This window comes from Paeniglutamicibacter cryotolerans (assembly GCF_014190875.1).
Lineage (GTDB): Bacteria > Actinomycetota > Actinomycetes > Actinomycetales > Micrococcaceae > Paeniglutamicibacter > Paeniglutamicibacter cryotolerans.
This window is the reverse complement of the sequence record NZ_JACHVS010000001.1, coordinates 1,368,769-1,388,726: the sequence shown is the minus strand read 5'-3', so window position 1 is coordinate 1,388,726 and position 19,958 is coordinate 1,368,769. Positions and strand designations below refer to the sequence as shown.

Annotated in this window: 20 protein-coding genes and 3 riboswitches; of the genes, 11 read left to right on the top strand and 9 right to left on the bottom strand. The window is 64.8% G+C overall.

Features of this window, described 5'->3' with window-relative positions:
* Nucleotides 1–5 precede the first annotated feature (5 nt).
* From E9229_RS06625 to E9229_RS06610, 4 genes are all read right to left on the bottom strand, one after another.
* Nucleotides 6–329, bottom strand: a complete 324-nt coding sequence (locus tag E9229_RS06625; RefSeq protein WP_183510475.1) for a putative quinol monooxygenase — start codon at nucleotides 327–329, stop codon at nucleotides 6–8.
* Between the two features lie 10 nt (nucleotides 330–339).
* On the bottom strand, nucleotides 340–732 hold the full coding sequence (locus E9229_RS06620) for an MmcQ/YjbR family DNA-binding protein (RefSeq protein ID WP_183510474.1): 393 nt from the start codon (nucleotides 730–732) through the stop codon (nucleotides 340–342).
* Nucleotides 733–863: 131 nt separating this feature from the next.
* Nucleotides 864–1,160, bottom strand: coding sequence for a DUF11 domain-containing protein (locus E9229_RS06615; RefSeq protein WP_183510473.1), 297 nt, complete (start codon nucleotides 1,158–1,160; stop codon nucleotides 864–866).
* Nucleotides 1,154–1,330, bottom strand: coding sequence for a hypothetical protein (locus tag E9229_RS06610; RefSeq protein WP_183510472.1), 177 nt, complete (start codon nucleotides 1,328–1,330; stop codon nucleotides 1,154–1,156). The genes E9229_RS06615 and E9229_RS06610 overlap by 7 nt, the downstream gene beginning before the upstream one ends.
* 373 nt (nucleotides 1,331–1,703) lie before the next feature.
* Here E9229_RS06610 and E9229_RS06605 point away from each other — a divergent pair, with 373 nt between their 5' ends.
* Nucleotides 1,704–2,948: an ISL3 family transposase gene (locus tag E9229_RS06605; protein WP_183510471.1), complete on the top strand. Its 1,245-nt coding sequence runs from the start codon at nucleotides 1,704–1,706 to the stop codon at nucleotides 2,946–2,948.
* 128 nt (nucleotides 2,949–3,076) lie between these two features.
* Here the strand turns inward: E9229_RS06605 and E9229_RS06600 are convergent, their stop codons facing one another.
* From E9229_RS06600 to E9229_RS06590, 3 genes are all read right to left on the bottom strand, one after another.
* Nucleotides 3,077–3,505 carry a CoA-binding protein gene (locus tag E9229_RS06600; RefSeq protein ID WP_183510470.1) on the bottom strand — a complete coding sequence of 143 codons (429 nt, stop codon included), beginning with the start codon at nucleotides 3,503–3,505 and terminating at the stop codon, nucleotides 3,077–3,079.
* A 47-nt stretch (nucleotides 3,506–3,552) separates the two neighbouring features.
* Nucleotides 3,553–4,956, bottom strand: coding sequence for an LLM class flavin-dependent oxidoreductase (locus tag E9229_RS06595; protein WP_183510469.1), 1,404 nt, complete (start codon nucleotides 4,954–4,956; stop codon nucleotides 3,553–3,555).
* Between the two features lie 117 nt (nucleotides 4,957–5,073).
* Nucleotides 5,074–6,249, bottom strand: coding sequence for an acyl-CoA dehydrogenase family protein (locus tag E9229_RS06590; RefSeq protein WP_407671355.1), 1,176 nt, complete (start codon nucleotides 6,247–6,249; stop codon nucleotides 5,074–5,076).
* Nucleotides 6,250–6,418: 169 nt separating this feature from the next.
* Nucleotides 6,419–6,515: riboswitch (SAM riboswitch) on the bottom strand.
* Between the two features lie 206 nt (nucleotides 6,516–6,721).
* On the opposite strand from E9229_RS06590, the gene E9229_RS06585 reads away from it, so the two are divergent.
* From E9229_RS06585 to E9229_RS06545, 9 genes are all read left to right on the top strand, one after another.
* On the top strand, nucleotides 6,722–7,351 hold the full coding sequence (locus E9229_RS06585) for an AmiS/UreI family transporter (protein WP_183510467.1): 630 nt from the start codon (nucleotides 6,722–6,724) through the stop codon (nucleotides 7,349–7,351).
* A gap of 74 nt (nucleotides 7,352–7,425) precedes the next feature.
* On the top strand, nucleotides 7,426–7,716 hold the full coding sequence (locus E9229_RS06580) for an FmdB family zinc ribbon protein (RefSeq protein WP_183510466.1): 291 nt from the start codon (nucleotides 7,426–7,428) through the stop codon (nucleotides 7,714–7,716).
* Nucleotides 7,717–7,763: 47 nt separating this feature from the next.
* Nucleotides 7,764–9,023: a formamidase gene (fmdA, locus tag E9229_RS06575; RefSeq protein ID WP_183510465.1), complete on the top strand. Its 1,260-nt coding sequence runs from the start codon at nucleotides 7,764–7,766 to the stop codon at nucleotides 9,021–9,023.
* A gap of 229 nt (nucleotides 9,024–9,252) precedes the next feature.
* Nucleotides 9,253–9,344: riboswitch (SAM riboswitch) on the top strand.
* A gap of 5 nt (nucleotides 9,345–9,349) precedes the next feature.
* Nucleotides 9,350–10,174 (top strand): ABC transporter ATP-binding protein, encoded by an 825-nt coding sequence (locus E9229_RS06570; protein WP_183510464.1) that lies wholly within the window; start codon nucleotides 9,350–9,352, stop codon nucleotides 10,172–10,174.
* Nucleotides 10,175–10,294: 120 nt separating this feature from the next.
* Nucleotides 10,295–11,323 carry an aliphatic sulfonate ABC transporter substrate-binding protein gene (locus tag E9229_RS06565; RefSeq protein ID WP_183510463.1) on the top strand — a complete coding sequence of 343 codons (1,029 nt, stop codon included), beginning with the start codon at nucleotides 10,295–10,297 and terminating at the stop codon, nucleotides 11,321–11,323.
* On the top strand, nucleotides 11,323–12,168 hold the full coding sequence (locus E9229_RS06560; protein ID WP_183510462.1) for an ABC transporter permease: 846 nt from the start codon (nucleotides 11,323–11,325) through the stop codon (nucleotides 12,166–12,168). Before E9229_RS06565 ends, E9229_RS06560 begins: the two co-directional genes overlap by 1 nt.
* Before the next feature lie 99 nt (nucleotides 12,169–12,267).
* Nucleotides 12,268–12,849, top strand: a complete 582-nt coding sequence (locus E9229_RS06555) for a DUF4870 domain-containing protein (protein WP_183510461.1) — start codon at nucleotides 12,268–12,270, stop codon at nucleotides 12,847–12,849.
* Between the two features lie 113 nt (nucleotides 12,850–12,962).
* Nucleotides 12,963–13,053: riboswitch (SAM riboswitch) on the top strand.
* A gap of 6 nt (nucleotides 13,054–13,059) precedes the next feature.
* Entirely contained in the window at nucleotides 13,060–15,045 is a 1,986-nt protein-coding gene (gene acs / locus E9229_RS06550; protein ID WP_183510460.1) for an acetate--CoA ligase, read from the top strand.
* A 230-nt stretch (nucleotides 15,046–15,275) separates the two neighbouring features.
* Entirely contained in the window at nucleotides 15,276–16,019 is a 744-nt protein-coding gene (locus tag E9229_RS06545; protein ID WP_221184394.1) for an SDR family NAD(P)-dependent oxidoreductase, read from the top strand.
* Between the two features lie 710 nt (nucleotides 16,020–16,729).
* Here E9229_RS06545 and E9229_RS06540 read toward each other — a convergent pair.
* The gene (locus E9229_RS06540; RefSeq protein WP_183510459.1) at nucleotides 16,730–17,569 is read right to left on the bottom strand and encodes an IS5 family transposase; all 840 of its coding nucleotides are present in this window, start codon (nucleotides 17,567–17,569) and stop codon (nucleotides 16,730–16,732) included.
* A gap of 203 nt (nucleotides 17,570–17,772) precedes the next feature.
* On the opposite strand from E9229_RS06540, the gene E9229_RS06535 reads away from it, so the two are divergent.
* Complete coding sequence (locus E9229_RS06535) at nucleotides 17,773–19,122, top strand: integrase core domain-containing protein (RefSeq protein WP_183510458.1); 1,350 nt, start codon at nucleotides 17,773–17,775, stop codon at nucleotides 19,120–19,122.
* 193 nt (nucleotides 19,123–19,315) lie between these two features.
* Here the strand turns inward: E9229_RS06535 and E9229_RS06530 are convergent, their stop codons facing one another.
* Nucleotides 19,316–19,855, bottom strand: a complete 540-nt coding sequence (locus E9229_RS06530; protein ID WP_183510457.1) for a histidine phosphatase family protein — start codon at nucleotides 19,853–19,855, stop codon at nucleotides 19,316–19,318.
* Between the last annotated feature and the right edge of the window lie 103 nt (nucleotides 19,856–19,958).

The following is a 19,958-nucleotide window of genomic DNA, read 5'->3' as shown; positions in this document are numbered from 1 at the left end:
GGGCACTAGCCGATCTGCAGTTCGCCCATGTCGCCCCAGCTATCGCCCTCGACCTTGCGCGAGACGATCTTCGGGGTGGCGAGCAGCGCCGGGCGCATTGATTCGAGTCCGGCCTTGAAATGCTCCGAGTTCACATGGGATCCGGCCGCTTCGTCATCGGCGAAGGCCTCGACGAGCACGAATTCGGCCGGGTCTTCGATGCTGCGGGACCAGTCGAACCAGAGGTTTCCGGGCTCCGCGCGGGTGGCCGCGGTGAAGTCGGCGACCCGCTCCATGAAGGTGTCGGTGTGCTCGGGCTTGGTCTGGAATTTCACGACGATGAAGTACATGGGTTCCAGCCTACCCACGCCCCGCCAGCCGCTTCCACCCCAGCGCCGTGCGTTCGGGCACCGGCAGCGAATCGACGACGAGGTCCCAGGAGTCCTGGACGAGGTCGTGGATCATGCCCCGATCCAGGTCCCCGTTCGCGGACACCGTATTCCAGTGTTTTTTGCTCATGTGGTAGCCGGGGGTGATCTCAGGGTGGGCGGCACGCAGCTGTTCGGCGAGCACAGGTTCGCATTTGAGATTGATGCGGGTGCCCTCGTTGCCCTGCATGAGCAGGGCAAACATCTTCGCCGGTCCGTCGGCACGACCGCGGACCTTGTAGACTGCCGATTCCGGGCCGAAGGGAAAATCCTCGAAGGCGCCGGGCATCGAGAGGCAGAGCGCACGCAATCCTTCGTAGTCCACGTCCCTAGTCTAGAGGTACCGGCTACGAACCGTTCTGCCGGGAAGTGACGGCCTCGTCCTGCGATGTGGAGGCCGGGACGAGGACCGGTTCGGCACCCGGCAATGCCACCGCGGGTTCCTCGACCAGCAGCTCAGCCGTCGACTCTTCCGCCGCGATGACCACAGCCCGCGGATCCCGGATCGGTGACCCCATGGCATTCCGCGGTGTGGTGTTCGGTGCGTATCTCCGGGACGTTCCCGGTTCTCGTGACGGCGTTCACCAGGAGCAGGTCGGCGGCGCCATCGTTAATGGTGGCCGCGTAGCTCAGGGTCCGGCTTTCGCCAGCGGCCAGGTCCCCGGCGGTCCAGGTCAGCGCGCTGCCGACGGGGTCCGAGGTGCCACCCGAGAGCTCCGCACTGTCCTGCTCGAGGGCCGCCGGTGCTACCACCCGGCGGGCTGGGCTGTGATCGCCATCCCCGTCAGCGTGTGCCCACCGGTGTTTGCAACAGTGGTGGTGCAGGCGATCGGCACCCCGGGCCAGCGGGTCGTACCGCTTGCCGGACTGGGCGTCACCCGCAGTGAATAGCCGCCGCTGGCTTCCGGCTTGACGGCTTCCACTTCCGTGGCCTTGTCCCGGTCCAGAGCCCGCGGGGACGCCTGGGCCTGCAATGCCGCCTGCCCCTGGGTGGACCCGGCCCCGGCGATGTCGCCGGTCGGGCCCTGGTTCGCGGTTTCATCGCCGGCCTGCCTGGGCGGTGAGGACCACAGCTGAAAACCAACACCGTGACCGGGCCGGTTGCCATCCAGCCCGATCGCGACGCGTGAACCCCCAGTTCGTGCATCGCCAATATTCCTTTGGTCCCCCCAGCACCCAAAACTTGTGGCTCTCCTGACGTAAATGTGGGTCAGGGAAAACGTGGTAAACGAGAAAGCATGGGCAACCCGGTAAGTTTGTAAGTTCCTCAACTATCAGACTTAACCGGAGTTACCCATGCGAGCTACCACTCTACTCAATCGCGCCCTCAAATTCAGCGGCACCAGTATCACCAACGTCGAATTCGATGGTCATGGCGCGGTCATCGCCACGGTGAAACTCACCGCCCGGAAGAAGCTCTCCTGCCCGCACTGCCCCTTTGCCACCACGGTCGGATACGACACCCGGTGGGCCGAATCCAGGTGGAGGCACCTGGATCTGGGCGGCAGCCCCCTGGTCCTGAAAATGCTGCGCCGGCGGCTGCGTTGCCCCGAACACGGAGTCGTGGTCCAGGCCGTGCCTTTCGCCCGCTCCAATGCGAGGTTCACCCGAGACTTCGAGGACCTCGTCGCCTGGCTGGTCACCCGGGCGGACAAGACCAGCGTTTCCGCCTTCACCAGGATCGCCTGGCGCACCGTCGGAGCCATCTGTGAACGCGTCGTGGAGGAACAACTCGACGACACACGCTTTGAGAATCTGGTGCACCTGGGCGTGGACGAGATCTCCTGGAAAAAGCACCACAACTACCTCACCCTGGTTTCGGACCACGAAACCTCCACCATCCTTTGGGGAGCAGCCGGGAAGAACGCCGCCACCCTGGATCAGTTCTTCACGGAAATCGGCCCCGAAAACACCCAAGACATCAAGGCGGTCAGCATGGACATGGGAGCGGCATTCATCAAATCCGTGAAGAAGAATGCGCCGCAGGCCGCCATCTGCATCGATCCGTTCCACTGCGTCCAGCTGGCCACCAACGCCCTGGAAGCCGTCCGTCGTGCCTTCTGGCAAAAGGCCCGTGAACTACCGGATAAGGCCTTCGCCAAAAAATACAAGGGCAACCGCTGGGCCCTGCTGAAAAATCCCGGGGACCTCACCGAAAAGCAGGGCGCGACCCTGAAGCAAATGGAGCAGGACGGAGGGGAACTTTGGGAGGCATACCTGCTCAAGGAGTCCTTGCGGGAGGTCTTCGCCGGGGACCTTGAAACCCAAGACGTCATGGGCATGATCAGCGCCTGGTGCGACGCCGCGACCACCAGCGCCCTGGCTCCGTTCAGGAAGGCCGCAGCGACCTTGCGCGGACATATGGAAGGCATTTACCAGGCGGTGACGCGAGGAATCAGCAATGGCAAGCATGAGGGCCTGAACAACAAGATCAGAACCATGACCAGACGCTCCTACGGGTTCCATTCACCGGAGGCCACGCTGGCACTGATCATGCTCGCCTGCGGACCGGTCACCACCCGGCTCCCATACCAGAAATGACACCACCCACATTTACGTCAGGAGAGCCAAACTTGTTTTGATTGCCGTGGCTAGCGTACGCATGAACTTCGTTGCACGTTTAGCACGTGTGGTTTTTCAGATGACCCTGGTGGAGGGGGTAAATACGGTCAGAGGAGCGGGTATTCGATCATCGGGCAGGTGTCCATGACCACCTCGAGCCCGGCTGCCTTGGCACGAGCCGCTGCAGCCTCGTCCACGACGCCCAACTGCAGCCAGACGGCGCGCGCACCGACGGCAATTGCCTCGTCGACCACGGCGCCGACCTTCTGCGAGTTCACAAAGCAGTCGACCACGTCGATCTGTCCGGGGACATCGGCGAGCTTCCGGTAACCCTTTTCCCCGTGGACGTCATCGCCCTTGAGCGACACCGGGATGATGCTCATGCCCAGTGATTGCTGCAGGAAGGAGGCGACGCCGATGGCCACCCGGTGCGGGTTATTCGACAGGCCGACCACGGCCCAGCGTGCGGGCGTGGTCAGCAGCCGGCTGATGGTTTCCCGGTCGTTGAGGTGGCCGCCGGGCAGGTGGTTGTCCATGACCCAACGGTACAGCTCCGGAGCCGTTCGGGCGGCGCCCCGGAACGCTACCGGGAGGCGAGCCGGTTCCGTGTCGTAAATGCCGCACCGCGGTGGGTTTCGGGCAGCTTATCGCCGCGTCCGAACAACTTGTTGCGCAGCGTGCCCGGGGCATATTCGGTGGGGTACGCGCCGCAGGCCTGGAGCTCGGGGATCACGAATTCAACGACGTCCTCGAAGCTGCCCGGGGTCACGGCATAGGCCAGGTTGAAGCCATCGACATCGGTCTCATCCACCCAGGCGATGAGTTCCCGCGCTACCTCTGCCCCGGAACCGACAACACGCGGTCCCATGCCGCCAATGCCCGCCCACGCCGCGATGTCCCGCACCGTCCAGGGGGTTCCATCGTCGCTGCGCAGCTTGCTGAACGACTCGACGGCGGACTTGATCGCGTTTGATTCGACATCACCGATCTCGTCGTCCAGGCCGTAGGCCGACAGGTCGATGCCCAGCCAGCCCGAGAGCAGCACCAGTGCGCCCTCCTCCGAAGCGTAGGACTGGTATTCCTCGTGCTTGGCCGCAGCTAATTCGCTGGTCGCGTCGGTAATGATGGTGAGCATCGTGTAGATGCGCACGTCGTGACGGTCCCGGCCCGTCGCCTGCACCGCATCGCGGATCCTAGCCACCGTCGACTTCAGGATTTCCTTGGTCGGGGCTCCGACGAACACTGCCTCGGCGTTTCCGGCGGCAAAGGCAATGCCTCGCATGGATGCCCCTGCCTGGTAGATCACCGGGGTGCGCTGTGGGCTGGGTTCGGTGATGGCGATGCCGGGAACCTTGAAATACCTGCCTTCGTGGTTGATCGGGTGGACCTTTTCCGGGTTGGTGAACACTCCGGTGGCCGCGTCGCGCACCACCGCATCGTCTTCCCACGAGCCCTCAAGCAGCTTGTAGACGACTTCGAGGTACTCATCCGCGTGGTCGTAGCGTTCATCGTGCTCGAGCAGGTCGTCGTTGCCCATATTGCGCGCCGCCGAGGGCAGGTACCCGGTGACGACGTTCCAGCCCACCCGGCCGCGGGTCAGATGGTCAAGTGTCGCCAACCGGCGGGCAAACGGGTACGGGTGCTCATACGCGGTCCCGGCGGTGACCCCGAAGCCCAGGTTCTCGGTGACCAGGGCCATCGCGGAGACCAGCAAGAAGGGATCGTTGACCGGGGTCTGGGTGCCCTGGCGCAGCGCTGCCGCGGCTGATCCGCCATACACGTCGTAGCTGCCCAGCACGTCGGCGATGAAGATCCCGTCGAACAGTCCACGTTCAAGGGTCTGGGCCAGGTCGGCCCAGTAATGCAAGTCGGTGTAGTCTGCCGAGCGGTCTTGCGGGTGGCGCCACAGCCCGGGTGACTGGTGGCCGACGCAGTTCATGTCGAAGGCGTTGAAGCGGATATGTCGGCGTGCCGGTGAATTGCTCATGGTTCTCCTTTGGTTTCCGCTCCCGGCAATGATTCCCGGGCTGGGCGGATCGACCGCCGTGCGCGATGTGCGGGGCCGATGGCGAGGTGGATGGTGGGTGCGGTGGGTTGAGCCCGCTCAGAACCGGGTGGAAGTGTGGCGGGCGCCGGCATTGCCGACCGAATTCAGCTTGCGTGGAGCCGTGCCGTTGACCTCGTAGTCCCCGACGATGCGCGCCTTGTAGATGGCCGGGTTGTGCGTCGCCACGGTTCGGGCATTGCGCCAGTGCCGGTCCAGGTTGCAGGCGCTTGATGTGGCCGATGCCCCCAACCCGTCAAAAAGCTTCGATGCGGCGCCCAGGACCAGCGGCTGGATCGCCGTCTGGGCGCGGTTGGCCGAGAGCTCGGCGACGGCAAAACGCTCGGCCGCGTTCAGCGCCTCGTCCGCGAGCACCGATTCGAGTTCGGCCACGGCGGCCAGCACCGTGGCGTCCACGGCGAAAGCGGAGGCAGATATCTCACCGATGAGCTGCAGCACCTGGGCATCGTGCCGCGGCACCACACCGCTTCCGGTGCTGAAGGAGCGGGTGCGCACCTGCACCTGCTCGCGGGCATCGCGCAGCACCGCCCGGGTGATGCCGGCCTGCACGGCAAGCAGCACCAACTGGTAGATCGCGGATTCGGGGTGGGCCCCGTCTGCGTCCTGCGGCAGCAGCGAGTCCACCGGAACGGCATCGAAGGACGTGGTCCCGGTGCCGGTGAGCTGCTGGCCGAAGCCATCCCAGTCATCGTAAATCCGCACCCCGGAATGTTGGGTCGACACTACGGCGATGTGCCGGCCCGGGACATCCTCGCGGGAGGCCGCAACCGCCACCCAATCGGCGTAGATGGTGCCGGTGCAGTAGTACTTCTCACCGGTGACCCGCCAGCGGCCGCCGGCTGAAACCAGCCTCGTTGAGAGGGTCCCCAGCGTGTTTCCGCCGCGTTCGGTGTAGGCATTGCCGACGATGTGTCCGTCGGCGAAACGCCCGAACCACGTATCCCGCAGCTCGTCGTCGGGCAGCAGCAGCACCGTTTCGGCGAAGCCGATATGCGAGCGCCACAGGTGGGCGACCTGCGAATCCGCATCGGCCAATTCAATCAGCAGCCGGAACGCATCGGACAGCGAGGCGCCGTGGCCACCCCGGGAGGCCGGAACCCGCAGTGCTCCGAAACGGGCCTTGTTCAGCCATCCCACCTGTTCGAAGGGAAGGGTCCGGGTAGAGTCTCGCTCCCGCGCCCCTTCGGCAATGCGGGCGAAGACCGGGCGGAAGATCGCCGCCAGTTCGTCGTAATGCGAACCGGTGGGAACGCCCGGGGTGAGTTTAATCAGGTGCCGCGCCGGAACCGCATCGCCAAGGTCGTCCAGGTCCACTGCTCCGAAGGTCCCGAGATTGATTTCGGCTGGTACACGTACTGTTTCAGGCGCCAGGGCCATGGTCCACTCTCCATCGGTCTGGCGTGAGCACCTTCCGCCCATTGAATGGGCTGGGGTTGCTGCGGCGTCATCGAGCCAGATCTCTCGGCCGCTCTGGATGGTAATGACACCTGTCTACACGCTTAGGCCTGTCGATGGCGAATGTCCCGCGTCTTTTTTCGTCGTTTTCGTTTCCCGCGCACCCATTGACGTTCTCCGAGTGTTGAGGATAGCTTGATGGGAAGCCAGTGATTGATCCGGTCAGAGACATCTTCCCTTGTCCGCCGGCGCACCACCCCTCAACCCATATAAGCGTTTGAAGGATGTTCACTTGAGTAATGTCGGATTGCTATACGTTGGCGCCGTTCTCTTCATCAACGGCCTCATGCTCATCGGGAAGGTTCCCGGAAAATCAGCCGCGATCATGAACCTGTTCGTCGGTGCCATGCAGACGGTCTTCCCCACCATCATCATTTCCCAAGCCAACGGAGACCCGGCCATTATCTTTGGCGCAGCGGGGCTTTACCTCTTTGGCTTCACCTACCTGTACGTGGGCCTCAATCAGCTGTGCTCACTTCCCGGCGAAGGCCTGGGCTGGTTCTCGCTGTTCGTGGCAGTCTGCGCCATAGTGATCGGCAGCGTCCTGCTGGTGCACTTTGATGACCCCGTTTCCGCCGTGATGTGGTACACCTGGGCGGTTCTCTGGTTCATGTTCTTCCTGCTGCTGGGCTTGAATATGGAAAGCCTGGCCATCACCACCGGCTGGTTCACCCTGATAGTCGCCCACATCACCGCCACGATTCCGGCATTGCTGTTGATCTCCGGCGCGTTCAAATCCACCACGGCCAATGCCTTGTGGATGGCCGCCGCGAGCCTGCTGGCCCTGATCTTCGCCTTCGTCATGGGTCGGCGTGCGGCGCTTAACGCGCCGGCTCCCGCAGCGATGACCCAGGCCGGCTGACCGGGCGTTCAGTCTTTCGACCCATTCGAGTTTCCTTCCACCATTTGTCCGCGCCCACATCAGGAGTGCCCTCCATGCCGTTGTACGAATTCCGCTGCCCCGAAGGCACAGCATTCGAAGCGTCCTTTTCGATGAGCCAGGCCCCCGGGTCGCTGGACTGTCCCGACTGCGGGCAGCAGTCCAGACGCAGGATCAGCGCGCCGAAGCTGTCGATCGCGGGTTCTGCGGAGTTCAAGCTGATCGATTCGACCAAGCGCAGCGCCCACGAACCCGAGGTGGTCTCGAACAGGCTCCCCTCCAGCGGCATGAAGGCACCCGCCCGGTACACCTCCAATCCGCTGCATCAGAAACTTCCGCGGCCCTAGGGCCCGAAGAACAAAAACCAGTACGAGTTCACTTAAGGAGAAATACCATGCCAGAAGTACTTTTTCCGCTCGATTCAGGCAAGAAGTTCGAAGACCAGGAGAAGCTCGGACACAACCGGTGGCACCCGGAGATCCCGCCGGTGGCCACCGTCAAACCCGGCGATTCGTTCCGCGTCGACTGCCGGGAATGGTTTGACGGGGCCATCGTCAACGACGACTCCGCCCAGGACATCCTCGACGCCCCGCTGCTGACGGTCCACAAGCTCTCCGGACCGTTCCGCGTCGAGGGCGCCAAGCCCGGTGACCTGCTGGTAGTGGACATCCTCGATGTGGGTCCGATCCCGCAAGAGGATTCGGGTCCGCTGGCCGGGCAGGGGTGGGGCTACACCGGCATCTTCTCCAAGAACAACGGTGGCAGCTTCCTGGTCGACCAGTTCCCCGACGCCTACAAGGCCATCTGGGACTTCACCGGGCAGGTCGCGACCTCGCGGCACGTGCCGGAGGTCAGGTTCGAGGGCCTCATCCACCCGGGTTTGATGGGCACCGCACCCTCGGCGGAGCTGCTGGCGAAGTGGAACAAGCGCGAGGGTGACTTGATTGCCACCGATCCGCATCGCATGCCCCCGTTGGCGCTGCCGCCGGAGGCGGAGCACGCGGTACTTGGCGGGCTGGACCGCGACCAGTGGGGCCGCGTCGGGTCGGAGGCTGCACGGACCGCTCCGCCGCGGGAGAACGGCGGCAACCAGGACATCAAGAACCTGTCCAAGGGCTCGCGCATCTTCTACCCGGTGTTCGTCGACGGGGCGAACCTGTCGGTCGGAGACCTGCACTTCTCGCAGGGCGACGGTGAGATCACCTTCTGTGGCGCGATCGAGATGGGCGGGTTCATCGACCTGCGCGTTGACATCATCAAGGGCGGCATGGACACCTATGGCGTCAGCGAGAACGCGATCTTCATGCCGGGTCGGGTGGAACCGCAGTTCAGCGAGTGGCTGGCGTTCTCCGGCACCTCGGTGACGCTCGACGGGGAACAGCGCTACCTGGACTCGCACCTGTCCTACCAGCGCGCGTGCCTGCATGCCATCGACTACCTGGTGAAGTTCGGCTACGCCCCGGAGCAGGCCTACCTGCTGTTGGGTGCGGCACCGATCGAGGGCCGGCTCTCGGGTGTCGTTGACATCCCGAACTCCTGTTCGACGGTGTACCTGCCCACGGCGATGTTCGACTTCGATGTCCGGCCGTCGGCATCGGGACCATACCAGATCAAGCAGGGCATCGGAGCACCCCGGGCCGCCAATAACGGCTAGCGGGCCCTAGCCCGGCCCCCCAAGGGGCACCGCACCCAGTGTCAGCACAGGGTGCGGTGCCCCTTTTGCTTTGCTGGGAAGCGGATAAGAGCATCGAATAAATCGACACCCTTTTGCGGTGCTGAAACGAATTATTCGACGCAGGTTCGACACGGAAGTGTTACGTCGAATATTTCGCGACAAGGCTCCGGATTTGCCGCAGACGCCCCGCATGCCCTTTAGTTGAGGCATACCATCCCGAGCGGCCGAGAGATCTGGCTCTATGACGCCGCAGCAACCACCCCCTCGGGGGACCGGTGCTACCGCCAGGACCGATGGAGTCAACCATGACAGCACTACTTGAGCACTCGACTGCCACGAGCTCGGCCCCCGCGGCGAGCACCGCACTGGGCGTTGCCTTCCGCGGCGTGTCCCGTAGCTTCGGCACCGGCCCGGCGGCGCGCACGGTACTGCGCAACGTCGACTTCGAGGTGGTACCCGGGGAGATCCTAGCCATCCTGGGCCCGAGCGGCTGCGGCAAGTCCACCCTGCTGCGCGCCGTCTCCGGACTCGATTCCCCCAGCACCGGGTCCGTGCTGATCAACGGCACACCCGTCTCCGGTATCGACGGACGCTGCGCCGTGGCGTTCCAGGAACCGCGCCTGCTGCCCTGGCAGAGTATCGCCAAGAACGTCGCATTGGGACTGCCCCGCGGAACCGGCAAGGCCGAAGCGGGAGCCCGCGTGGCCGATCTGCTGGAATTGGTCGAGCTCGACGCCCATGCGGCACTGCGCCCCCGCGAAATCTCCGGCGGCATGGCCCAGCGCACGTCACTGGCCCGGGCGCTGGCCCGCCGCCCCGGTGTCCTGCTGCTCGACGAACCCTTCGGCGCGCTTGATGCACTGACCCGGCTGAAAATGCAGGACCTGCTCATCGAGGTCCACCGCAGTTACCCGGCCACCGTCCTGCTGGTCACCCACGACGTGGACGAGGCGCTGCAACTGGCCGACCGCATCCTGGTTCTGGGCCGCACCGACGGCGATTCGGCAGCCACCATCTCCCAGGTGCTCGAGGTCCCCGGCACCAGGCCGCGCGACCGCTCCGACACCGGGCTGGCACGAATGCGTTCCACGCTGCTGCAGAGCCTCGGCGTCGATTCCCACCGCCACTAGCGGCACACCCTTCTCGCGCCCGGCACTACCGCCGGGCGCCCCCCCCTCATCCGCGACTCCCCCTTGCCCCTACCCTGCCCAGCAGGCTTCCGGCGCCTGCCCATTCCCAAAGGAAAAAACATGAACCACTCGTTCTTCTCCCGCCGCACGCTTCTGGCCGCAGCGGCCCTCGGCGCCAGCGCCGCACTGCTCACTGGCTGTGCCGGGGAAGGCTCCGGCCAGCCCGCCGCTGGTGCCACCAAGACGCTGAACATCGACTTCGCCACCTACAACCCGCTGAGCCTGGTCATCAAGGAAAAGGGCTGGCTCGAGGATTCACTGAAGGAACAGGGCATCACGGTGAACTGGGTCCAGTCGGCCGGCTCGAACAAGGCAAACGAGGCACTGAAGGCCGGCGCCATCGACGTGGGATCCACCGCCGGCTCTGCCGCCCTGCTGGCCCGCTCCAACGGCTCCCCGATCAAGACCATCTCGGTGTTCTCGCAGCCCGAGTGGGCCGCCCTGGTCGTGGCGAAGGATTCGCCGATCACCTCCGTTGCGGACCTGAAGGGCAAGCAGATCGCCGCCACCAAGGGCACCGACCCCTACTTCTTCCTGCTCCAGGCACTGGAGGCCGAGGGCCTGTCCCCGAAGGACGTCACGGTGCAGAACCTGCAGCACGCCGACGGGCGCACCGCCTTGGAAAACGGGTCGGTCGACGCCTGGAGCGGACTCGATCCGATCATGGCCGGCGCCGAGCAGAAGGGCGCCACGCTCCTCTACCGCAAGCTGGACTTCAACACCTACGGCTTCCTGAACGCCACCGAGGGCTTCCTGGCCAAATCCCCCGAGGTCGCGCAGGTCGTCGTCGACACGTATGAAAAGGCCCGCGGCTGGGCCGCCGGTCACCAGAAGGAAACCGCCGGCATCCTGGCCGGGGTTGCCGGGCTCGACCAGGGCGTCGCCGAGAAGGTCATCATCGAACGCTCCAACCTGGATGTGAGCGGCGTCCCGGGCGAGGCCCAGCGCAAGGTGCTGGCCAAGGTCGGCCCGATCTTCGTCGAATCCGGCGACGTGTCGCAGCAGAAGAACGTCGACGAGGCATTGGACTCTCTGATCGATGACAGCTTCGCCAAGAAGGCCGACGCCTCAGCGGTCAAGGGTTCCTGATGAGCCTGCTGGGAGCCAGCCGCACCACGGTCGCCCAGGAGGCCATTGCCGGGCCGGGAACTACTCTCGCCCCGGGCCTCGGCCCCCGCGCCAGCGGGACCGGGCGAAAGCGGCTGCTCGGCGCCGTGGTGCCGGTGCTGCTGCTGGTCATCTGGCAGGCTTCCAGCACGCTGGGCTGGGTGTCGGCGAACCTGCTGCCCTCGCCGCTTTCCGTGCTGGCCGCCGGAACCGAGCTGGTTGAACGCGGCGAGCTGGGAAAGCACATCGGCATCTCCACCCAGCGCGTGTTGATCGGCTTTGCCATCGGTGCGGCACTCGGGCTGGCGACCGGCGCCCTGGTCGGGCTCTCCCGCTTGGCAGATGCGCTACTGGGCCCCAGCATCGGCGCCTTCCGCGCCGTTCCGTCACTCGCCTGGGTGCCCTTGCTGATCCTGTGGCTGAAGATCGGGGAGGATTCGAAGATCACGCTGATTGCCATCGGCGCCTTCTTCCCGGTATTCACCACCGTCTACCTGGCCCTGCGCCATGTAGACAGGAACCTGGTCGAGGCGGCCCGCGCGTTCGGGCTTTCCGGCCTGCGGTTGCTGATCACCGTCCAGCTGCCCGCCGTGGTTCCCGCCATTTTCTCCGGTCTGCGCCTGGCCTTGGCCCAGGCGTGGCTGTTCCTTGTCGCGGCCGAGTTGATCGCTTCCTCCATGGGGTTGGGATTCCTGCTGACCGATTCGCAGAACAACGGGCGCACCGACCGGTTATTGCTGGCCATCGTGCTGCTGGCGGTCATTGGAAAACTGACCGATGCACTGCTTGGCCTGCTGGAGTCCAAGGCAGTGGCCCGTTGGGCCTGAAATATAACCGACGCCACCGGAAATCGGCGGTAGATTGGGCTCAACACCTGCTTCGGTGATGGCCCGGAGCAATCAGCAAAGCGTCATGGGAGGACAAACATGAGCGAAGAACCAAATGCCGAGACGCCTCGGGACGGCAGCTGGCCTCGGGCATCCGCGCAGCCGTCCGTCCCGGAACCCGTTGCGCCGTCCGAGCCGGCGGCTCCGGTCAATCCGCTATACCCGCCGCAGGGTCAGCAGGGATACCCACCCCAGCAGTACCCCCCGCAGAGCTACCCTCAGCAATACCCGCCGCAGGGTCAGCAGGGCTACCCTCAGCAGTATCTGCCGCAGGGTCAGCAGCCCTACAGCCCCCAGGCGTCACATCACGCGGCAGCCGGCACAGTCCAGCTCAACTTCTGGCTCTCCGTCTTCTTCTCCTGGATTCCGGCACTGATTTTTTATGTCACGGAGAAGGGCAAGAACCAGCTGGCGGACGAGTACCACCGGCAGAACCTGAACTTCTCCTTGGTGCGCGTCATCTGCGCGGGTGGCATGTTCATTCCGTACCTGGGCTTCCTGTTCTTCCTAGCGGGCCTTGTCTTGTTCGTCTTCCACATCATGGCCGCCTCCAGCGCGCAGGCAGACTTCAACCGCGGCCAGCTGCCGAGGTTCGTCTTCAACCTGAACCTCGTCAGGTAATACCCCCGGCTTCCACGCCTTCCGAACCGAACACCGGAAGACACCCGGTCCGCGGCTCATGCCTCGGACCGGAGGGAGCACGCCATAAAGCCGCCGGATCAGCATCCTGCCGGCAACCATCCCGAGCGGCCGAGAGATCTGGCTCTACGACGCCGCAGCAACCACCCTGACCGGGGCCGGTGCTACAGCCAGGACCGATGGAGATCCGCCATGAACACACCTGCCCTTTCCGCTGCCGAAAACACCCGGCACCTGCCGTGCCCCGATGCCAGCGAGGCCGAACGGCTTGCCTTCTGGGACGCCGCCGCCGGCCGCCTGGACTGGGCCGAGCCCTGGCACACCACGCATTCGAGCACCCCGGTCGACGTTCCCTCTCGACGCGGCCCCGAATTGCGCTGGTTCGAGGGCGGGAAGTTGAACGCCGCGGTGAATTGCGCCGACCGGCACGTCGCGGCTGGCAATGGGGACAAGGTCGCTCTGCACTTCGAGGGTGAACCCGGGGACATGCGCACCATTACCTATGCCGACCTGCAGGCACTGGTTTCGAAGGCCGCCAACGCTTTGACGGAGCTGGGCATCGGGGTGGGCGACCGGGTGGTCGTTTACCTGCCGGTGCTCGTGGAAACCATCGTCATCACCCTGGCCTGCGCTCGCATCGGCGCCGTGCATTCGCTGGTGTTCGGCGGCTTCTCCGCCGAGGCACTGCGCTTCCGGGTCGAGGACACCGGGGCGAAGCTGCTGGTCACCACGGACGGGCAGTACCGCCGCGGTACTGCCGTGCCGGTGAAGGACAACGCGGACGCCGCGGTTTCCGGGGACAACGCCATCGAACACGTGCTGGTTCTGCGCCGCACCGGCTGCGACATCGCCTGGACCGAGGGCCGGGACCTATGGTGGCACGAGGTGGTGGATACCGCATCGCCACGCCACGAGCCGCAGGCCTTCGACGCCGAAACTCCGCTTTTCATCATGTACACCTCCGGCACCACGGGCCAGCCCAAGGGCCTGGTTCACACCACCGGCGGCTACCTCACGCAGGCCTCCTGGAGCCACGAATTCCTGTTCTCGAACACGGATCCGGCACGCCGGGCCGATGACGTGCACTGGTGCACCGCCGATCTGGCCTGGGTCACGGCGCACACCTATGAAATTTACGGTCCGCTATCCAATGGCGTCACCCAGGTCATCTACGAGGGGGTGCCCAATGCCCCGCACCCGGGCCGCCACTTCGAGATCATCGAACGCTACGCAGTCACCAGCTACTACACGGCCCCGACGCTGGTCCGCTCGCTCATGGGCTGGTTCCCCGACGGCGTCCCTGAACACCACGACCTCTCCTCGATCCGGCTCGCCGGGACGGTGGGAGAGGCAGTGAACCCGGAGGCCTGGAAGTGGCTGCGCAGACAGGTCGGCCGCAATACACCGGCGGGGATCGGAATGGTCGACACCTGGTGGCAATCCGAAACCGGGGCCGCCATCCTCTCCCCGCGACAGGACGAGGACACCTACAAGCCCGGGTGCGGCACCCGCGCACTGCCCGGGGTAGCCGTTGACATCGTCGACGACGAGGCCATTTCGGTGGGGCCCCAGCACCAGGGCAACATCGTGCTCACCGCCACCGGGCCGGCCATGGCCCGCACCATCTGGGGCAACCCGGAACGCTATTACACCTCCTATTGGGAGAAGTACGCGGACCGGGGCTGGTTCCTGGCCGGGGACGGCGCACGTTTCGACGCGGACGGGGACATCTGGATCCTGGGCCGAACCGATGACGTGATCAACATTTCCGGGCACCGGCTCTCCACCATCGAAATAGAATCCGCGCTGGTCTCGCACCCGGGCGTGGTCGAGTCCGGGGTCTGCCCGACCACCGACGCGAAGACCGGTCATGCAGCAACGGCCTTCGTGGTCCCGCTGGACACCTCGGTGATCGGCACCGGACTCACCGGTGCGGCGCGAAAGCGGCAGCTGGACCTGGCGGCCGCGCTGCGCGAGCATGTGGCCACGCAGATCGGCCCGATAGCCAAGCCGCGCGAGATCGTTTTCGTGCCCGATGTGCCCAAGACCCGCTCGGGCAAGATCATGCGCCGCCTGCTAACCCAGCTCTTCGAGCGCGGAACGCTCGGTGATACGACCAGCCTGCAGAATGAGCCCTGCATCGAACAGATCAAGGAGATCTGCAACTCGATCACCTAGGGCTCTGCATCTCTGGACGATCCGGGCAGAACCCCGAAGCCCTACATATCAACGCAGGTCAAGAATGCATTTTTGGGACGGCATCAGCATGCGTCGGCCTCTCGCGGGCCGCCGGCCGGGGTTGCCGGCCGACCCGGAATCCACTATCTACAACCCCGTGCCTTCACTCTGGGCACGCAGAGGCATATACTGTCGTAAGGACAGTAGTTCTTTCTCAGAGGAGTGTCGTCATGATGTTTGAAAACCAAGTTGCCCTGGTCACCGCCGCCGGAGCAGGAATCGGCCGGGCCATCGCCCTGCGCCTGGCGTCGGACGGAGCCGCCATCGTCGTCTCCGACGTGAACGACACCGCCGGCGAGGAAACCGTGGCTCTCATCGAGGCCGCCGGCGGGCGCGCCGCCTACAAGCACGCCAACGTGGCCGACGAGGCCGAGGTGCAGGCGCTGATCCCCTTCGCCGTCGAGACGTTCGGCAGCCTGGACCTGGCGGTTAACAACGCCGGCCTCGGCGCCATGCCCAAGCCGGTCCAGGACATCACCATGGCCGAGTGGGACCGCGTCATCAACGTAACCCTGCGCGGAACGTTCCTCTCCCTGCAGGCCCAGGTTGCACACTTCGTCGGCCAGGGCCACGGATCCATCGTCAACATCGCCTCGCTGGCGGGCATCAGCGCCACCCCGCAGCTCACCCCGTACGGTGCCGCGAAGCACGGCGTCGTCTCACTGACCCGCAGTGTCGCCAAGGAAAACGCGGCACTGGGCATCCGCGTCAACGCCGTGGCCCCCGGCGCCATCGAAACGGCGGCTCTTGCCTCACTGCCGCCCGAAGCCAAGGCCGGCTACGCCGCGGAAATCCCCATGAAGCGACTCGGCCGTCCCGAGGAAATTGCCGACGCAACGGCCTTCCTGCTTTCGGAACAGGCAAGCTTCATCACCGGCGTCATCCTGCGGGTGGACGGCGGAACCGAGGCCTGATCCTACAGGGCGGGCGGGGCTCCCCACGCGAGATGGCCAAGTGCGCCATGGATCCTGCATGGCGCACCGAAACGGTGCCGATGCCGGCGTCCAACGCCAACTCGTCGAGCTCCCCCGCCGTGCGGACCCGGGCAATGTCTCCATGGGCCCGCAGCAGCTTCAGGCAGGCGTCGGACCCGGCCGGGCCCCGGTCCAGGGAAGCCAGCCAAATCGACCCCTGATCCACCAGCCGCCCCTCAGCTTTGACAGCACCGCCGCCACCTGCGGGATCCAGTGCAGCAGCCCCAGACCCAGGGTGGCCCCATTGCGCCAACCCCCTGCGGGGGCGGGCATGTCCCCGCACTCGCAGTGCGATCCGCTCCGGCAGCCAGGTCGAGCATGAGCATACTCGTGCCCGCCCGGGCCGCCTCACGTCGACCGGCGACATGCAGTAGCGCCATGGCAGCGACAGCTTCCCCCACCACCGCGAGCAGCGGGCCACCACTGGAACCGATGGCCCGGGCGGCGAAGGCCGCATAGTCCCCGGGGCGGGTGCCCCAGGGCCGCCTGTTGTACACCCGGGATGAGGCCATCGCATCACAGGCGCCGGCATGGCGCAGGTAAAAGCCGGGGCGCCCGAAGGAGTCCGCGGCCATGGGACCAGGCACCGGCCCCGCAGGGCGACCGGCCTCGGGCCGGCGGAGCGGAACTAAGAAAATGCGCCAATAGGCTCAGGGGCAGCGGAGGGGCCGGGCATCCCAGCGGTGGGTCAGCCAGGCTTCGCGGATGAGTCGGCGGATCACGATGACACTGTTCGCCAAAGCGATGAACGCGTTGATGACGGTGGTGCGCCGTTCGGTGCAGATCGCCAGTTTGCGGAATCCGCGGTTGTGCCAGGAGTTGGTGCGTTCCACCACCCACCGTTTGCCGACCTGGATCGGTGAGGGGATGCCCTGGGTGGCGACCTCGCCCGCGCAGCCGAGTTCCTCGAGCAGGTCCCGGGTCTTGGTGGAGTCGTAGCCGGCATCCAGGTGCACGGTCATGTTCTGTGGCAGGTGGAATCCGAAGCGGCCAAGCCGTTCCAAGGTGGGGCGTAGTAGCGGGGAGTCGTGTCGGTTCGCCGGGGCCACCACGGTGCCCAGCGGGATGCCTTTGCCATCGACCAGGAGGGAGCGTTTGGTTCCTTGTTTGCCGCGATCTACCGGGGATCGGCCGGCTGCCTCGCCGCCGCAGGGGGCCTTGACGATGCACCCGTCCACGGCGAGGTCTTCGAAGTCGATGCCCACGATCCGGTCGTAGGATTCCAGGGCGATCTGTTCGAGTTGTTCAAAGATCCCGGCGTGGATCCATTCGTCGCGGCGTCGTCGGATCGTGGTGGCCAAGCAGGTGGTGTCGGAGATTTTTTCGTAGGCGGCACCCAGGACGAGGACCTGGATGAGCTTGTCGAAGACGAGCCGGTCCGGGATGCGGGGTTTGTGGCAGCCCAGTGGGTGCGCATCAACCCGGGGTGGGATCAGTGCCTTGAATTGTGTCCAGAGGGGTTTGATGAGGAATGATGGAAGGGCAGGCACGGTTCTCCTGGATCGCATATTTTCTTGGTCGAAAACATGTTTAACACTGTTTTCTCTCGGGACATCGGTAACAGTTCTGCCTCACGACATCGGTGACACTTCCACGATTAAAGCGGTAACACTTCACCCCACCTTTAACCGCGTAAAGCACGCAGCCCGCCGCCGGCACGAAGGCCAGCAGGCGGGCTGATGAACTGGAAAGTGTGAAAAATGATCCAGTTGACCCGACGATACGCCTCGCCATCGCCCGATGGCCACAAGACGCACCCAGAGGAGCTGTCACCGCGTTCTGTACCGAGCACCACCTCAGCCGCAAAACGTTCTACCAAATCCTCAAACGAGCCCGCACCGAAGGACAGGTAGCCGCACTCGAACCCCGCTCGCGCCGCCCGAAAACCTCGCCCAGCTCCACCAGCGAAACCCTCAACGACCAAGCCGTCGCCATGCGCAAGTCCATGGAAGCCGCTGGCTGGGACCATGGACCGATCAGCGTGCACGACCAGATGCGCAAGCTGGGCATGCAAACCCCTTCAATTGCTTCCCTGGCCAGGATCTTCAGCGAACGTGGCCTGGTCATCCCGGCCCCGCAGAAGCGTCCCCGCTCCTCGTACCGCTCCTTCCGCTATCCGATGCCCAACGCCTGCTGGCAGCTGGATGCTACCGAATACGTGTTGGAAGGCGGTCGCAAATGCGTGATCTTCCAGCTGCTGGATGACCATTCCCGCGTGGCCGTGGCTTCTTTAGCGGCCAGGACGGAGAACGGTCCGGATGCGGTGAAGGTTTTCCGCATGGGTGTCGCCGCCCGCGGGATGCCACAGCGCTTGCTCAGCGACAATGGCGATGCCCTGAACCCCATCCGTCGGGGCGTGATCAGCGAATTGGTCGCGTACGCCAACAGTCTGGGAGTGGCCACGATGACCGGCAAGCCGTATAAGCCCACGACTCAGGGGAAGAATGAGCGGTTTCATTCGACGTTGTTCAAGTGGTTGAAGAAGCAGCCTTTCGCCAAGGACCTCGCTGAATTGCAAGCGCAGGTTGAGGTCTTTGACCAGGCCTACAACACGCAGCGTGGTCATCAGTCCTTGGAGGATCGGATGACACCGCAGGAGGCTTGGGATGCCACACCGGTCGCTGAGCATCTCGCGCCTGGGGAATGGGTGAAGCTCAGCACCAAGCCCGCTCCGGGCGTCGGCGAGGCTGTCCTGGCCGTACCGCCGGGTGAAGAGCAATCACCAACGCCACAGAACGGTTCAACCCCGGAGCCGGCCAAGCTCACTGCCACGCTGCGGACCGAGCACATGGCGGCAACGGGCAGTCAGTTGATGCGGGTCAATAAGAACAGGTGCCTGCGGGTTGCTGGCGTGGAGCTCTATTTGGGCAAACTGCTCCGCAGCACCATGGTGAAGGTCCTCTGGGATCAGGCGGATTTGATGGTGATCTCAATGGACGGTGAATTGATCACGAAATACGATTATCCATTCCCAGACGGCGTCACGTATCTGAGCTTGAAGCATGCCACAGCGAAATTCCAGAACCCACCAGAAATGGGGTGAGTGTTACCGATGTCTTGAGACACCGAGTGTCACCGATGTGTTGGTACAGAACTGTCACCGGTGTCTTGAGACATCACAAAACATGTTTAACACGGAGCCGTGCCTGCTTTTCGTTAATGACGTCGCCGGGTTGGTTAATGACATGGCGGGGGTCGGTTGGAGGTCAAGGACTCGACGCCTATTGGCGCGATTTCTAATGCGCAGCCACGTCGCTGAGGAGCCCGGCGTCGATCTCAATCACCTCGCCATTGCCCGGCAATCCGTGTCCGCTTCCGCCCAGCGCGTCGAGGGTCAGCCGGATCAATGTACCGTGGGCCACCACGATGATATTCGCCCCTGGGTACCGGCGCACCAGGCGGACGAGCGCACGCAACCCCCGCTCAGCGACCTGCTGCTCGGGTTCGGCGGTCAGCAGAAGCTCATCGATGTCCCGGCGCGGCAGATGCGCCACCATCCGCCCCTCGCCCTCCCCATAGTGGCGCTCCATCAGATCGGGGTCGGTGCCCCCGGCCGGCAGACCCACGCCGGCGGCGATCAGCGCCGCAGTCTCGACGGCCCGGCCCAGCGGGGAGCAGGCCACCAGGCTCCACCCGCCGGAGGCCAGTTCGCGGCCCGCGGCCCGCGCCTGCTGGCGGCCGACATCGTTAAGCCCGATATCAGTCTGCCCCTGCAGGCGCCCCTGCGCATTCCATTCGGTTTCACCGTGTCGCACCAACGCCAATTTCGCACCCATGCCTTCAAGGGTAGCCGCGGCCAAGCGCATCGCAGATCATTCGACGGGCGGCCAGGTGGAAGCAATGGAGCGAAATATTCTTTGATCGACCACCCGTTTGTTG